The sequence below is a fragment of the Sediminibacterium goheungense genome (assembly GCF_004361915.1).
GTDB lineage: Bacteria > Bacteroidota > Bacteroidia > Chitinophagales > Chitinophagaceae > Sediminibacterium > Sediminibacterium goheungense.
Window position 1 is genome coordinate 18,213 of the sequence record NZ_SNWP01000017.1, and the last position, 15,627, is coordinate 33,839.

Here is a 15,627-nt window from a genome sequence, read left to right on the forward strand (position 1 = left end):
CAGCGCATTTTGCGGTCGGCCTTTTCATGAATATGACAAACTAATGGTTTTAGTTAAATTTTTTTTCCTTTTTTGTAACGGGCCACGATATCTACTACCTGGTTATTTTGAAGAATAGAAGGGTTGAGCTCAATGAATTTTTTTACCAGTCGTGGCGCTTTTTCCATGGCTTCTTCCAGTTTTAATAATCCTTCTTTTGTTTTACCGGTTACAAATAGCATCGCACTGTGATAGAAATAGAACAGAGGTTTCCCATCCGTGGCTTTCAGTGCGGCAAGGCACTGTTCAATTGCTTCATCATGAAAACCTGCCTTGATCAGGCAGCGGATCAAAGCTTCCCAGCCAGCTACATTTCTGGTTTTATAGCGTACTACCGTTCCGAAATACAGAATGGCATCTTTGTACTGGTGCAGGTTCATCTTACACTCACCCATGGCGAGATTGTATTCTGGAATGGAACGATGAATGCGCATGGCATTTTCAAGTTGCTTAATAGCACTTGCCCACTGCTCTTCCAGCATATAGGTAACTGCAATTTTATAATGCAGTTTACTATCATCAGGATTCAGGTGAACAGCTTTTTTATAATGAAACCGAGCCTGAGCATAGTTACCCATTCTGTGATAACAATGTCCAATAGCTTCATAAATCACATCTTCCGGACGGGTGAGTTCCAATACTTTTTCCAAAACCTCAATAGCTTCCTTGTACTTACGCAAACGCAAGTAAGCGTCGCCCATATTTCGGTAGGCATAATCGAATTTTTCATCGATCGCTACTGCGTACTGATAAGCATCAATCGCCTTCTCATACAATTTCAGCCCCTGATAAGCTGCAGCCAGGTTAAACCAGGCCAGCTCACTAAAAGGCTGTTCTTCAATGATACGCTGGTGCAATCGTATACTCTCTTCATTTCTACCGGTAAAGTCTGTCCAGAAGCAGATTTTATACAAAGCTTCTTCATTGGTCGGGTCTTCTTCCAATATCCACTTCAGGCAATCAAACACTTTATCAAACTCTTCATAATCGTCATAAACATCTGCCAGTTCAAAAAGTAAATCTAGCCGCTCCTCCCCTTCAAACATCTCCAGAGCCGCTTCCAGTAATGCCACTGCCCTGGGCTGCTGGTCGAGTGCCAGATAGGCATCTGTTTTTAATATATAAAGATTAATATCGCTGCTATCATACAGTTCAGCATTCTCCAATACATCCAGGGCTTCCTGATATTTACGGGATGCCAGCAGCAGGTCTGCCTTTTTAATCATTAACTGAGAGGAATAGGGATATTGTTCCAGACCCGTTTCCGCTGCCTCAAGTGCCTCATTAATATCATCTTTTTCATCATAATAATCTATAATACGTTCAAAAGCATCTTCTTCAATGAAGCTGTGCTGGCGGCCTGACTTAAGATTTTGATACTGTTGGAGGAGTTCTTTGAGGGCTTCTCTGTCTTCGCGGTACGGATTATCTCTCATTTCAATGGGTTTACCTAAAATAGGCTTAAAAAACCTTTTTTCCAAGATTTCCGTAACTTTTTTTACAACGAAACGTTAAGTTAATATAAAGCGAATTGGTTTTTTATTAAATAAATGAATACCTTTGTCCAAATGACAGTCCGTAAACATACCCGAAAACTAGCGATTGCTACCCTCTTTGTGATGGGTGTGCAGCTGGCTTTTGCTGCGTTTACGTTTACCGGCATTACAGAGAAAAAAGATAAAGGAAGCACATACACGCTGAAAAATATGCACCATTTTTCTGCCAAAGCTGTATCCTATGCTTCTTTGAAATATTCGCTGCACCTCAAAAACGGTGCACAAACTACCACACAATTAACTGATAAAAACGGTGTTGAAGTAACTTCTTTACTGAGCTATAATAATGGTAATACCTCTTATGTTTACCCTTACAAGTTCAAAGTAAAAGTTCCCAAGTTCAAAACACCAGCTCCTGTTCAGCGATAATTTTACTTTTCCTGTTTCCTGTACCTTGTATCCTTTTGAATTATATGCTTAATTGAGCATTCGGTATCCACTTGTAGGTATATCAAATCTTGAAGCCGCAACAGGATTGAAGTTAATCTGAGACGCTGTGTATTTTATTTTTCTGCTTTCACCTTCAGTAGATTCATACTCCAGTACAAAACCCGGTACATCTTTAAACTGGTATTCAAATTCCTTTACAGAGGGCATAATATTCGTAGCATAGAAAACAGTCAAACTGGTGCCATCAGTAAGTTCGAGGATCATTTTCTTACATTCATATCCCAGTATCACTTTGGTATCATCACTTTTAACAAGTTTCATATTAGCATATCGGGTATGTTCTGCCGCCCATTTAGCCTGATCAAGACGCGTCATAAATTTATTGGCCCCTATGGTTCGCAAAATGGTAGCAGTAGCTGTATTCTTATTATAAATGACAGACTGTGAAAATGACGGGCTATTAAGATCTGTACGGCTATTGATCCCTTTAATATAAACGGTTTTTGAAGTTGCCTTAAGCGTGGCAGCTATTTCAGCATCCAGACTATTATCATCAAGTGAAATGGTATATACGGCCGTACATTCAGCCACTACTCTTTGCTGTGCATCCAACGATATACAGAAAAGCAGCAATAAAGCGGGGATCATCATTCTTTTCATACAACCTGTTTAAGTAAACTAATACAATTCCGTGCCAATGTTAATGAAAAAGCCCCGCAACAAGTGCAGGGCCTTAAGAAAAATATCATTTAACAAAACGCTTACTTATTGCGTTTCTGGTTTTTATCCTTCATATCCTGCAGTTTTTTCTGACTTTCCATCATCTGTTCATAACGTTCCTGCCATTTACTCTTCTTTTTAGGTGCTTTTCGCTTCTCGTCGATTTTAGCCAGTATCTGATCATGATTAATGATATAATTCTGAATCACAAACTGTAAACCGAGTGTTACCAGGTTTGAAACGGTATAATACCAGGTTAACGCCGATGGCAACCTGTTAAAAATGAACAATAACATAAAGGGGAAAATATAGGGCATATACTTCAGCATAGGATTATCCTGTGTTGGTGTCATGCTCATATTATATATCGAAATCAGGAAACTGGTTACAACAGCTGTAATTGTGAATAAGCTGATATGATCCCCAAAACCCAAAGGAATCGAGAACGGTAAAGTTGCAATCACGTCATAGGAAGACAGGTCATCACTCCACAGGAAAGACTGTCCACGGAGTGAAATATTTGCATTAAAGAAACTATACAAGGCGAAGAAGATCGGGATCTGCAATAAAGCCGGGATACAACCACCTAATGGATTTACACCTGCTTCACGGAACAATTTCATCTGCTCCATCGCAAAACCTTGTTTATCATCACCAAACTTTGCACGCATAGTATCCAGTTCCGGTCTCAAAGCTTTCATTTTAGCGCCACTTAGGTAGCTGCTATAGGTAAGCGGTGAGGTAACCAAACGTATAAAGAGGGTTAATAAAAGTACCACCCATCCGAAATTGGTAACAAAGCCGGCAAAGAAATCAAATACCGGCATGATGATGTATTTGTTAATCGGTCTTACGAAAGAATACATATCCCTACCCAGATTCACAATACGATCCATTTCAGGTGCCTGCTTCTTAAGTATCTCATAATCACTGGGACCGAAATACAGCTGGAAGGGTGCATTTACTGAAGCCGCTACCGGCAATTTCATCTGCAGGTTAGTTTCGGCTGTTGCCAGTGCATGTGTTGAATCGGTTTTACGCTGCCAGTTTACCTGACCGTTGGTGAAGCCGTTTTTTGCAATCAGGGTACTATTAAAAAACTGCTGTACCACACTTACCCACTGAACACTCTCTTCAAATTTCTTTTCATTATTAGCTGAAATATAATCGAACTCATTCCCTTCTGAAAAACAGATATTCGACATCTGTCTTTCATACTCCGCAGAACGTTCCATTTGAGAGGTTTCGATATTCCATTTTATATTTAATAAACCCTGACTCAGCAACTTATCAGCACCCGTTAAGGATACGTTCCAATCAATCATATACGCATCAGGCAGCATAGTATACTGATGTACTACCTGCTGACCATTGCTGGCAGATAAGGTGAAAGTAATGACCTGTGAGCCATCTGCTTTTTTCACCGGTTCTGTACCTGTAAAAAACAAATCAGTAGTGCTGGCAGATTGATTGGCACCTGTATTAATGCTATAACCCAGATTCGCCTTATCTGTCAGTACGACTGCACTGCTATCGGGTTTATGATACTTTTTAAGTTGAACTGATTTTACCTGACCACCTTTATTGGTGAAAACCACTTTCATCAGGTTATTCTCCACTGTAATCAGGGATTCTGTTCCGATCGCTGCGGTTGTAAAATCACCGGCCAGTGCTGCCCTGCTGGCAGAGTCTCTCTTCAGAGAATCCAGTTGCATGGTTGCACTATCTACTATCGGGCGCTTTGCTGCATTTACCCGGGCGAGTGAATCCTCCTGTTTTTTCTTTATTTCCAGAATGGCAGATTGCTGCTTATTACTGTACCAGAAATACAAAAAGAACAAAATACCCAGTAAAACAAAACCAATGACCGTATTCTTGTCCGTCTTCATACTAATTTTTATTGAGGGGCAAAGGTAATATTTGCGGGGAAGATTAGTGCGCTAAGTTTCCCCACGTTAAAATAGACACAAAAAGGGCCAAAATATTACAAAAACCGCAAAATGGTTGTTTCTTTATCCTCTCTCAACTCAACCACAGACAGGGATTTCCAACTTCTACCCATTTACGATTCAAACCCTTTCTATGCTGGAAAAAACACAAGCCCTTTCCGATGGGGAAACCAATGCCCCTACCCGATTGCAGCAATTACTATGGTGGTTAGCCACTGCTGAAAAAGAACTGCTGAATACCTGCGTTATCGACCGAAACCGGTATGCGATTGTAGGCATGACCGTTATGGGTACCTGGCTCTTTGCCACCCTGGCCTGGACCTATTTTTTTTCTACAGTTACCGGTTCATGGATAGCTGCCATATTGTTAGGCATTTTCATGGGTGGTATTATATTATCGATCGACCGCGCCCTTATTAAAGGCATTTCAGGAAATAGTAAGAAAAAAGCCATTCCCCTGCTTTTTCGTACCCTGCTTGCCTTAACCATCGGCATATTTATGGCGCAACCAGCGCTATTGTACCTCTTTGATAAAGAAATTAAAGTACAGGTTTCAATTGATAATGAACAGAGAAAAAAAGAAAAGAGAGCCAGTCAGGATTCTGTATATGCTTCCACGAAAAAAGAACTCACAGACCAGCGAAACCAGTTACAACTTCAGTTGAATACACGATATGCAGAAGTGAGTGCTGCGCGTGATAGCTTTATCAGTGAAACAGATGGTACAGGTGGCAGCCGTAAAATAGGATTGAAAGATATTGCACAAACCAAGGAAAGAGCATACCTGCAACTGGATGCCAACTACAAAACTCTGGAGAATCAGTTACAGCCGCAAATCACCCGGGTCGACAGTCAGTTACTGGTACTGGAAAAAAACATACAACAGGAACAGGCTCATTTTGAAGCTTTACTAAACAATGGTTTTATAACCCGCATCGAAGCACTCAACAACCTCGTGAACAATAACAACTCCGTTGCTTACCGCTATTATTTACTGGTTGCCATTTTAATGCTGATTGAACTGATGCCTGTGATTGCCAAAACATTATTACCAGATGGCAGTTACGATGAAAAAGTGCGCCTGCGGGAAGCCCTTGAAAAAGAACTCACCCTGAAAAATCATGAGCGGGAACTGGCTCTCAAAGAACTGCACAATCAATCTGCCTTTGAACAGGATACCCAGTTCATAAAAGATGCCCTAAAAGAAGCTGACTCCGAACGAAGAAAAAAAATGAAAGAGCAAATAACATCCTGGCAAACCGGTAATAACAGTACCCTTGATGCTACCTGGCAGAAAATGAAACGAGATACATTTTTACAGCAGGAAGAGTAGAGAAGAAAATAAGAAATAAGAAATAAGGAACAGAGAAAGTAATTCACATACTTATTTCTTATTCCTTATTCCTTATTTCTTATTTCTTATTTCTTATTCCTCATTTCTTATCTTCCTCCTGGCGGACAATACTGTTTCAGAAAACGGGTATAGAGTTGAGACAGGTGTTGCGTGGTGCCTTTTCCTTCAGAGATCCCGTGTGAACGATTGGGATAACTCATCAGCTGGAACTGTTTACCATGCGCAACAAGTTCATTGATCAGCATTTCCGCATTGTTGTAATGTACATTATCATCGCCTGTACCATGTATATATAGCAGGTTACCTTTCAGGTTTTTAGCATAGGTAATAGGTGACCCATCTATAAAGTCTTTCCTGTTTTCCTGTGGAAGCCCCATGTATCTTTCCTGATAAATATTATCATAGGTTAACTGATTGGCAACGGCAGCAATGGATATTCCGGTTTTATAAATTTCAGGGTATTGAAAAAGAAGGTTCAGTGTTGCCGAACCTCCGCCACTCCATCCCCAAACAGCTACACGGCTTGTATCGATATATCCCCATTTAAAAATTTCTTTAGCAGCCATGGCCTGGTCGCGTATGTTGATAAGACCAACCTTACGATAAATACTCTTGCGCCACTCTTTTCCTTTTGGCACAGGTGTACCTCTGTTATCTACTGTAATATAGATATAACCATCATCGGCCATATTACCTGCATAGAGCCTATTACTACCTGCACCATACTGATCTTTAACATTGGCACCCGCTGGCTCTGTGTACACAAAAAATACGACCGGATATTTTTTGGCTGGATCAAAATTTTTAGGTTTTACCATCCAGCCATCCATTTCAACACCATCTGTTGTTTTTACTTTGAAAAATTCAAGGCTGGATGCTGATTTATTCGATTTAGCTAATGCCTCATTTACTTTGTTTCCATCAATCGGCTTGTGCCCATCAAGCAACACCCATTCTCTGGTATTAGGTGTATAGTAGTTAGAAAAACTATGCTGTGCATAGGCACCAGTGGGAGATACCATATAATTATGCGTTCCGGGCTGATTGGCCGGCGTAAGTCTTTCTGCAATGCCCGATCCATCCAGCCTCGTACGGTATAAATATTTTTGTGTGGCATTTTCTGGTGATGCCGCAAAATATACATAACCGTTTTTTTCGTCAATTGCATGCAGATCAATTACATCGTAGTTCCCTTTTGTGATCAGGGTTTCTTTTTTACCATCGATCGATATACGGTACAAATGGCGCCATCCATCTTTTTCAGAAGCCCATAAAAACTCCTGTCCATTATTCAGCCAATCCCATCCACCATAATCATAATCATTATCCCATTCGCCAACTGTACTGATCCAGGCTTCTTCTTTTTCCTGATAAATAGATTTCGAAGCCCCTGTTACAATATCGCACAACATCAGGTCGGTCTGGTTTTGTTTGCGGTTCATGTGTTGAATGATCAACTGTTTCGGATTACTCCATTCCATTCTTGGTACATAAGATTGCAACACTGGATCCGTTGGAATGGTCATCCATTTTTGCGAACGGGTATCAACATTCACAACGCCAATTTTATAAGGAGAGGGCGATTCTCCGGCAGATGGATATTCAACCGGAATAGCAAATGAGTAAATAGAATCTGTAGTATTCAACATCAGGTAATCTTTGGTAGCTGCTGCATCAATTTGCCAGAAAGCAATATGCTTACCGTCAGGACTCCACCTGAACCCGTCTCTCGCTCCAAATTCTTCTTCGTATACCCAGTCAAAAGTGCCATTAATCAATTTCCTGTTACCATTTTTGGTAAGTGCGGCCACCGAACCGTTTTTCAAATCTTCAACATATACATTGTATTCACTTACATACGCTACTTTTTTACCGTCAGGAGAAAACTTGGCAAACATGAGCGATGAAGCCGGACGACCTTTACCCAATTGTTTGAGTTGCTTACTGTTCAGATCCAATAGCCAATAATCTCCTTTGGTATCATAACGCCATACCTTTTTTGTATTGGTATAAATCATTACCTGCTGATTATCGGGCGAAAAGAAAAAATTACGAACAGACAAAGGTGTAGAACTGCCTGAAGGTATCAGCTGATTTTGAGTAACGATGGTTGTTTTTGTAAATCCGGGTAATTGAGTAAGTACGATATTGCCATTCTCTACTGCAAAATAACCGGCACCGTCTTTTGACCAATGAATACCGCCCGGAGGTTGGGCCATAAGGGTATTCATGAGCAGGAAACATATAAGGAAGCCAATCCCTGTATAATTTTTTCGCATTTGTAATTGAGTTTTAATAACTGAAAAATACAGGTTTCGGATGATGCATACAAAAAGACCCGGTAAAACCGGGTCCTGAATAGTTAACGCTGAATAAAAGTATTATTTTTCTCCCTGCAAGCTGGTTTTCTTCGCCGTATTTCTTTGTTCGTTGTATTTTTTTGCTGCACCTATGAAATGTACAAATAAGGGTGCGGGTTTTTCTACGGTACTTTTCAACTCCGGATGATATTGAACGCCAATAAAGAATGGATGTTCAGGTATTTCCATAATTTCTACAAGACCCGTTTCCGGATTACGGCCACTTGCGATCATCCCACTTGACTGAAACTGATCGAAATAGTCGTTATTAAATTCATAACGATGACGATGGCGTTCTGAAATACTGGTTTCTCCATATATCTTGTGTGCAAGACTACCTGCTGTAATCTCACATGGATAAGCTCCCAAACGCATGGTTCCGCCCATCATTTTAATTTTCTTCTGTTCTTCCATCATATTAATAACAGCATCAGAAGTAGAAGTATCCATTTCGGTTGAATGAGCATGTTTGAGTCCAAGTACATTTCTTGCAAATTCAATCACTGCCATTTGCATACCCAGACAAATTCCGAAAAAAGGCAACCCTTTCTCACGGGCATATTGCACCGCTACAATTTTACCTTCAATGCCTCTGTGTCCGAAACCGGGTGCAACCAATAAACCATCAAGACCTTCCAGCTTTTCTGCCACATTTTCCTGGGTAATATATTCACTATGTACATTTACTACCTGCACTTTTACTTCATTCATGGCACCTGCATGTACAAAACTTTCCAAAATAGATTTGTATGCATCCTGCAGTTCAATATACTTACCAATAAGCCCCACTGTTACCTTACTCTTCGGATATTTGAGTTTATCAAGAAAGCCCTTCCATTTATCCAGATTAGGCTCACTGTATTGTGTGATGTTTAATTTCTTCAGACAAATCAGATCCAGTTTCTCCCGTAACATCAATAATGGCACTTCATAAATGGTTGAAGCGTCCATGGCTTCAATTACAGCTTCTGTTTTAACATTACAGAAAAGTGCAATTTTCCGCTTGATATCATCATTCAATGGTTCTTCTGTTCTACATACAATGATATCTGGGTGAACACCTGTTTCACTCAGCATTTTTACACTATGCTGTGTAGGTTTGGTTTTCAGTTCTTTTGCTGCACGCAGGTATGGAATCAATGTAAGGTGCACTACCATTACGTCTTCTTCAGGTAATTCCCATTGTAACTGGCGAACGGCTTCAATAAAGGGAAGACTTTCGATATCGCCCACAGTTCCCCCTATTTCGGTAATGATGATATCGAATTGGTTATCCTGCCCCAACAACAACATTCTTCTTTTGATTTCATCAGTAATATGGGGAACTACCTGTACGGTTTTTCCTAAGAAATCGCCCGCCCTCTCCTTATTGATAACAGTCTGATAAATACGACCTGTGGTTACGTTATTGGCCTGAGAAGTATAGATATTAAGGAAACGTTCATAGTGCCCCAGATCAAGATCGGTTTCTGCGCCATCTTCTGTTACATAACACTCTCCGTGTTCATATGGATTAAGCGTACCGGGGTCAACATTGATATATGGATCAAACTTCTGAATGGTAGCCCTCAGTCCTCTTGCCTGTAATAATTTGGCAAGCGAAGCTGCTATAATTCCTTTTCCTAAACTACTCGTTACCCCACCGGTAACAAAAATGTACTTGGCCATGATATGCTGTTATTTATTCGTTTATCGTCTGTTTGCTCATTTTATATTATACCGGCCTGGTGAAGGCATGGGTACAATAATAAAAAACCGATATCTATTATGTTGATACACAAACAGATAGCGGAAAATACTGATTTGACCTTGTAAATGAGCGGTGAAAAAATTCAGAGGTCATACAAACCTACAGCAAAAAACTCGATTTAAAAAACAGGCTGGCCTTAATGAACGATTACTGTCCGAATGTGTTAACTTGACGTGAACATCTTTATCCTCAAAAATTTGTTATGAAAAAACTATTCATTCTTGCAGTGGCAGCTTTTTGTACTGCTGCATTCCTTGGTTACAGTTATAAAACGCCCGTTCCTGAGCCATTAACACCTGCCTGCTATATAAGTTGTTTTACAACCGAAATCATGGATCAGTTCAAAGCAGAAGCATCTACCCGCGCATTTGCCATGTTGCATGATAATCCAAAAGATTTTACACTTGCGGATGCCGCTGGTAAAGCGATAAGTTTTAAAGCCGCTGATGGCAGTAATGCTATGGGCTATGAGATCCGCAGTAAGAAAAAGTCAAATAAATGGTTATTTGTAATTCAGGAATGGTGGGGTCTGAATGACTATATCAAAAAAGAGAGCGAAACCTTCTATAAAGACCTTGGTGAAGATGTAAATGTAATTGCATTGGATCTCTATGATGGCAAAATCGCTGCCACAGCCGACAGTGCCATGAAACTGATACAGTCAGCCAAAACAGAAAGACTGGAAAGTATTATCAAAGGTGCCATTGCTTACGCAGGTACAGAAGCTAAAATATATACCGTTGGCTGGTGCTTTGGTGGTATGTGGAGCTTGCAAAGCAGTTTACTTGCCGGTAAACAGGCAGCAGGTTGTGTTATGTATTATGGCCGTCCTGAAAATAATATCGAGAAACTGAAGACCCTGAATTGTGATGTAATAGGTTTCTTTGGTAATAAAGATCGCAGCCCATCACCCGAAGTGGTAAATAAATTTGAAGCTGATATGCAGACTGCTGGTAAAAAACTAACTGCCTATAAATATGATGCAGGACATGGTTTTGCCAACCCCAGTAACCCTGTCTTTAACAAAGAAGCCGCTGAAGACGCGCATGCTAAAGCGGTCGCTTTCTTGAAGGAAAGACTTTAAAACAGAGGAATAAGAAATATGAAATAAGGAACAGAGAAAGTTGTTGCATATCCTTTCTTATTCCTTATTTCATATTCCATGTTTCCTATTTTCCTGTTTACATATCGTTTACAATCTTCTTATAACTCGTTACAACCCCTCGTATCAATGAGGAACTAAATCCCTGGTGTTCCATTTCATTCAGACCTGCGATAGTGCAGCCTTTGGGGGTGGTTACTTTATCTATTTCTTGTTCGGGATGTGTATTTTTCTGAAGTAATAATTCTGCAGCACCTTTTACGGTCTGGGCCGCAATCAACGATGCAGTTGCTGCATTAAAACCGATTTCAATACCGCCCTGTATATTGGCCCTGATATAACGCATCGCAAAAGCCGTTCCGCAAGCACCCAATACAGTAGCAGCGTCCATTAGTTTTTCTTCTATAAAAACCGTTTTACCCAACTGGCCAAACAGTGATCTTACATAACTTTCCTGTTCGTCATTAGCTGCTGAAGCATATATACAAGTCATACTTTCCTGAATGGCAATCGCAGTATTCGGCATGGCCCGAAACACCGTCAGCTCATCACCTATTACTTCCCTGATATCTTTTACCCAGGCACCTGTAACTACGCTGATAAGGGTATGCCTCAACGGATCGAGAAAAGGTTGCATTTCTGTAAGCACTTCTTTTAACTGAAATGGTTTTATAGCTAATAATATCCAGTCAGCATATTTTACCGCCTCGATATTGTTATTACTTACCATCGCACCCTGTTCTTCGAGGTGTTTGAGGGTGTCGGTATTTCTTTTTGTGATAATGAGGTGGGATGGATGAATAAATCCACTTTTAATAAGTCCCTCAGCCATTGCGGCACCAAGGTTTCCTCCACCAATGATGGCTAGTTTTTTGTTCATGACGATTGCTTTAGGTATGCTTATAGTTGATAGCGTATAGCTAATGGCTTATTACTAATGGTAATGACAAATATTCTTTGCTATTACCTATGATCCATAGGCCATTCTGCTATCCTGCTCATCCCAAATTTACCCCAAAGTTCTGAGATAGTTTCTGACGTAATCGTCAACGCCCGCTTCAAGTGAGGTGAAGGGGGCGCCATAACCAGCCTTGCGTAGTTTCTGCATATTAGCCTCGGTAAAATACTGGTACTTATTGCGGATATCTTCCGGCATATCGATGTATTGTATAACAGGTTCCTTATCAAGCCCGGCGAATGTAGCTTTTACAAGATCTATAAAGGTTCGGGCCTTGCCTGTACCCAAATTATATAAACCATTATTCACCATTGACCATTGACCATTCCCCATTGACTCCCTTATCCACTCAATAACAGCAACCACATCTTTCACATAAATAAAATCGCGTAGTTGCTCCCCATCTTTATAATCAGATCGATGACTTTTGAATAATTTTACATACCCCACTTCTTTAATCTGGTTGAAAGCATGCCAGATAACGCTGGCCATTCTTCCTTTGTGGTACTCATTCGGACCATACACATTGAAGAACTTAAGTCCGGTCCAGCAAGGTGGTGCATCTGTTTGTTGGAGAGCCCACTTATCAAACTCATTTTTACTGATGCCGTAAGGATTTAATGGTTGTAATTTTTCAACTATTGCATGATCATCATTATATCCAGATTCACCCGCTCCATAAGTGGCTGCAGATGATGCATAAATAAGCGGCACCTTTTTTTGTGTGCAATAATTCCAGACTGTTTTGGAATAGGCAACATTCAATTCCTCATGAATGGCATAATCAAACTCTGTGGTATCGGTTCTGGCTCCCAGATGAATGAAACAACTAATTACCGGCTCATGCAACGATAACCAGTCGAAGAGATTATAACGCTCAACAACATGGGCATAGCCTTTCTGTTCCCAGTTTTTTCTTTTTGCTTCTACACCAAAATCATCCACCAATATCAGGTTACGATACCCCAACGTATTCAGGTGTTCTGCCATACGGGAACCGATAAATCCGGCTGCACCTGTTACAATGATATACGAGGTATTGTCTGACATGCTATCAGTTGATCAGTTTTTCGATCGCAGTATCATAAAGGTTTTTCCAGTTATCGATGTTACCCCATGATACTCCGTTTACAGATACCTGTCCTGTTGTTACAGTACCCAATACAGTAGCTGCAATACCGGCAGCTTTGGCAGCTTCCGTGATGGCTGCTGCGTTATCATTGGCGCAGGAAACAACGACCCGGCTCTGTGCTTCACCAAACCAGAAAGCATCTTTACGCAAGCTGGTTTCAGCTTCTACAGTAAAACCTAACCCACGGTTAAATCCACTTTCAAGGAGATTAATGGCCAGTCCGCCTTCACTGATATCATGTGCACTCAGTATCATTTTATTTTTAATAAGAGAAGATACTAATTGCTGTACATTGTATTCTTCATCAAGATTAAAATATGGTGCAGGTGAATATTCTACTTTCTTTAATTTATGGAGATATTCTGAAGAGGCAATATCATTCTGCTGCGTACCCAATAGTATAATCACATCTCCTTCATTTTTAAAATCGAGTGTCATCCTTGCATCTACATCGTCCACAATACCCACCATTCCAATCGTAGGTGTAGGGTAAACAGGTCCGTCGGGATTCTGGTTATAGAAACTCACATTACCACCGGTAACGGGGGTATTAAATTTACGACAGGCATCGCCCATACCGGTTACTGCTTTTACAAACTGGTAATATACTTCTGGATCGTAAGGGTTACCAAAATTGAGACAGTTTGTTACACCGATGGGTTCACCACCACTACATACAATATTACGCGCAGCCTCTGCTACCGCAATCATACCGCCTGTATATGGATCAGCAAATACATATTTACTGTTACAGTCTACCGTTACAGCCAATCCTTTTCCGGTTCCTTTGGCCAATACCACAGTTGCATCACTCGGTGCATTCGTAGATGTATTCGCAGCACCCACCATACTGTCATATTGCGTGTAAACCCAACGCTTGGATGCTATATTTGGAATCTGAACCAGTTGCTCAGCTACAGATTTGAGGTCAGTCACATCTTCAATAACAGCAGGATCAAAAGCTTTGATTTTTTCAAAATATTTTGGTTCGCGGTATTCACGGGTATATTGAGGCGCACCTCCACCCAATACCAGTTCATGCGCAGGTATTTCAGCTTCCAGTTCACCATGCATGTAAAATTTCAATAGGCCGTCACCGGTTACTTCTCCGATATTACTGGCAGAGAGATCCCATTTTTCAAAAACTTTCAGTACCGCTTCTTCCTTACCTTTCTCCACTACAATCAACATTCTTTCCTGGCTCTCACTCAGCAATAATTCCCATGCTTTCATGTTTTGCTGACGGGTGGGTACTTTTTCAAGATCAATGCGCATACCAACACCACCTTTGGCACTCATTTCTGCAGTAGAACATATGATACCTGCGGCACCCATATCCTGCATACCCACAACGGCACCAGTATTAATAAGTTCGAGACAGGCTTCCAATAATTTCTTTTCCTGGAAAGGGTCACCTACTTGTACAGCTGGCAGTTCTTCCGCGCTTTCTGCGGTAATATCAGCAGATGCAAATGAGGCACCGCCGATACCATCTTTTCCCGTAGCACTACCCACAAAAAACACAGGGTTACCTATACCTGCAGCCGTTGCGCTGATCATATCACCTGCTTTCATGATACCCACACTCATGGCATTCACCAATGGGTTGGTATGATAGCAATCTTCAAAATATACTTCACCCCCTACGGTTGGCACACCAAAACAGTTGCCATAATGACCAATACCATGCACCACCCCGCTTAACAGACGCTGTGTTTTTTTATCTTTCAGGTTACCAAAACGCAAACTGTTGAGAGAGGCGATCGGACGGGCGCCCATGGTAAAAATATCGCGCTGGATTCCACCTACACCTGTTGCTGCACCCTGAAATGGCTCAATGGCACTGGGATGATTGTGGCTCTCAATTTTAAATACCACGCCAAAACCATTACCCATATCCATCAGACCTGCATTCTCCTCACCGGCAGCTACCAGCATCCTGCCACCATCACGTGGAAGGGTCTTTAACCACTTGATAGAGTTTTTATAACTACAGTGTTCACTCCACATACCACTGAAAGCACATAGCTCAGTAAAGTTGGGGGTTCTGCCTAGTTTCTGTTTGATGAGTTCGAATTCTTCTGCTGTAAGACGCAGTTTCTCGGCGGTTTGAACGGTGATTTCCATGATGCTGCGAAGGTAAGAAAGTGAAAGGGGAAATCAGAAGGGTAAATGCAAAAGTTGGTAAGATGTGAATGGTCAATGGTCAATGGTCAATGGTCAATGGTCAATGGTCAATGGTCAATGGTCAATGGTCAATGGTCAATGGTCAATGGTCAATGGTCAATGGTCAATGGTCAATGGTCAATGGTCAATG

The 15,627-nt window shown here is 41.0% G+C and carries 11 protein-coding genes; 3 read left to right on the plus strand and 8 right to left on the minus strand.

Annotated features, from left to right (window positions below; genetic code table 11):
• Positions 1-53 precede the first annotated feature (53 nt).
• Positions 54-1,475, minus strand: a complete 1,422-nt coding sequence (locus BC659_RS16585; protein WP_133475855.1) for a tetratricopeptide repeat protein — start codon at positions 1,473-1,475, stop codon at positions 54-56.
• Positions 1,476-1,607: 132 nt separating this feature from the next.
• On the opposite strand from BC659_RS16585, the gene BC659_RS16590 reads away from it, so the two are divergent.
• The gene (locus tag BC659_RS16590) at positions 1,608-1,964 is read left to right on the plus strand and encodes a hypothetical protein (RefSeq protein WP_133475856.1); all 357 of its coding nucleotides are present in this window, start codon (positions 1,608-1,610) and stop codon (positions 1,962-1,964) included.
• A 48-nt stretch (positions 1,965-2,012) separates the two neighbouring features.
• Here the strand turns inward: BC659_RS16590 and BC659_RS16595 are convergent, their stop codons facing one another.
• Positions 2,013-2,645: a hypothetical protein gene (locus BC659_RS16595; protein ID WP_133475857.1), complete on the minus strand. Its 633-nt coding sequence runs from the start codon at positions 2,643-2,645 to the stop codon at positions 2,013-2,015.
• A gap of 101 nt (positions 2,646-2,746) precedes the next feature.
• The gene (gene yidC, locus BC659_RS16600) at positions 2,747-4,594 is read right to left on the minus strand and encodes a membrane protein insertase YidC (RefSeq protein WP_133475858.1); all 1,848 of its coding nucleotides are present in this window, start codon (positions 4,592-4,594) and stop codon (positions 2,747-2,749) included.
• Between the two features lie 193 nt (positions 4,595-4,787).
• On the opposite strand from yidC, the gene BC659_RS16605 reads away from it, so the two are divergent.
• The gene (locus tag BC659_RS16605) at positions 4,788-5,987 is read left to right on the plus strand and encodes a DUF4407 domain-containing protein (protein ID WP_133475859.1); all 1,200 of its coding nucleotides are present in this window, start codon (positions 4,788-4,790) and stop codon (positions 5,985-5,987) included.
• Positions 5,988-6,094: 107 nt separating this feature from the next.
• On the opposite strand, the gene BC659_RS16610 is transcribed toward BC659_RS16605, so the two are convergent.
• Positions 6,095-8,287, minus strand: a complete 2,193-nt coding sequence (locus tag BC659_RS16610; RefSeq protein WP_133475860.1) for a S9 family peptidase — start codon at positions 8,285-8,287, stop codon at positions 6,095-6,097.
• Positions 8,288-8,389: 102 nt separating this feature from the next.
• Positions 8,390-10,036, minus strand: a complete 1,647-nt coding sequence (locus BC659_RS16615; RefSeq protein WP_133475861.1) for a CTP synthase — start codon at positions 10,034-10,036, stop codon at positions 8,390-8,392.
• Positions 10,037-10,320: 284 nt separating this feature from the next.
• Here BC659_RS16615 and BC659_RS16620 point away from each other — a divergent pair, with 284 nt between their 5' ends.
• Positions 10,321-11,202, plus strand: coding sequence for a dienelactone hydrolase family protein (locus BC659_RS16620; RefSeq protein ID WP_133475862.1), 882 nt, complete (start codon positions 10,321-10,323; stop codon positions 11,200-11,202).
• A 97-nt stretch (positions 11,203-11,299) separates the two neighbouring features.
• Here BC659_RS16620 and proC read toward each other — a convergent pair whose 3' ends face one another.
• The 3 genes from proC to purL form a co-directional block, all read right to left on the minus strand.
• A complete protein-coding gene (gene proC / locus BC659_RS16625; RefSeq protein WP_133475863.1) occupies positions 11,300-12,100 on the minus strand; it encodes a pyrroline-5-carboxylate reductase in 801 nt (266 codons plus the stop codon).
• Between the two features lie 129 nt (positions 12,101-12,229).
• The gene (gene rfaD / locus BC659_RS16630; RefSeq protein ID WP_133475864.1) at positions 12,230-13,228 is read right to left on the minus strand and encodes an ADP-glyceromanno-heptose 6-epimerase; all 999 of its coding nucleotides are present in this window, start codon (positions 13,226-13,228) and stop codon (positions 12,230-12,232) included.
• A 4-nt stretch (positions 13,229-13,232) separates the two neighbouring features.
• On the minus strand, positions 13,233-15,437 hold the full coding sequence (purL, locus tag BC659_RS16635) for a phosphoribosylformylglycinamidine synthase subunit PurL (RefSeq protein WP_133475865.1): 2,205 nt from the start codon (positions 15,435-15,437) through the stop codon (positions 13,233-13,235).
• Positions 15,438-15,627 lie beyond the last annotated feature (190 nt).

Excerpts from the sequence above, each read along its gene's own strand:
- BC659_RS16590 (WP_133475856.1), top strand. The coding sequence starts at position 1,608 with ATGACAGTCCGTAAACATACCCGAAAACTAGCGATTGCTACCCTCTTT.
- purL (WP_133475865.1), bottom strand. The coding sequence starts at position 15,437 with ATGGAAATCACCGTTCAAACCGCCGAGAAACTGCGTCTTACAGCAGAA.
- BC659_RS16620 (WP_133475862.1), top strand. The coding sequence starts at position 10,321 with ATGAAAAAACTATTCATTCTTGCAGTGGCAGCTTTTTGTACTGCTGCA.
- BC659_RS16610 (WP_133475860.1), bottom strand. The coding sequence starts at position 8,287 with ATGCGAAAAAATTATACAGGGATTGGCTTCCTTATATGTTTCCTGCTC.
- BC659_RS16595 (WP_133475857.1), bottom strand. The coding sequence starts at position 2,645 with ATGAAAAGAATGATGATCCCCGCTTTATTGCTGCTTTTCTGTATATCG.
- BC659_RS16605 (WP_133475859.1), top strand. The coding sequence starts at position 4,788 with ATGCTGGAAAAAACACAAGCCCTTTCCGATGGGGAAACCAATGCCCCT.
- yidC (WP_133475858.1), bottom strand. The coding sequence starts at position 4,594 with ATGAAGACGGACAAGAATACGGTCATTGGTTTTGTTTTACTGGGTATT.
- proC (WP_133475863.1), bottom strand. The coding sequence starts at position 12,100 with ATGAACAAAAAACTAGCCATCATTGGTGGAGGAAACCTTGGTGCCGCA.
- BC659_RS16615 (WP_133475861.1), bottom strand. The coding sequence starts at position 10,036 with ATGGCCAAGTACATTTTTGTTACCGGTGGGGTAACGAGTAGTTTAGGA.
- rfaD (WP_133475864.1), bottom strand. The coding sequence starts at position 13,228 with ATGTCAGACAATACCTCGTATATCATTGTAACAGGTGCAGCCGGATTT.
- BC659_RS16585 (WP_133475855.1), bottom strand. The coding sequence starts at position 1,475 with ATGAGAGATAATCCGTACCGCGAAGACAGAGAAGCCCTCAAAGAACTC.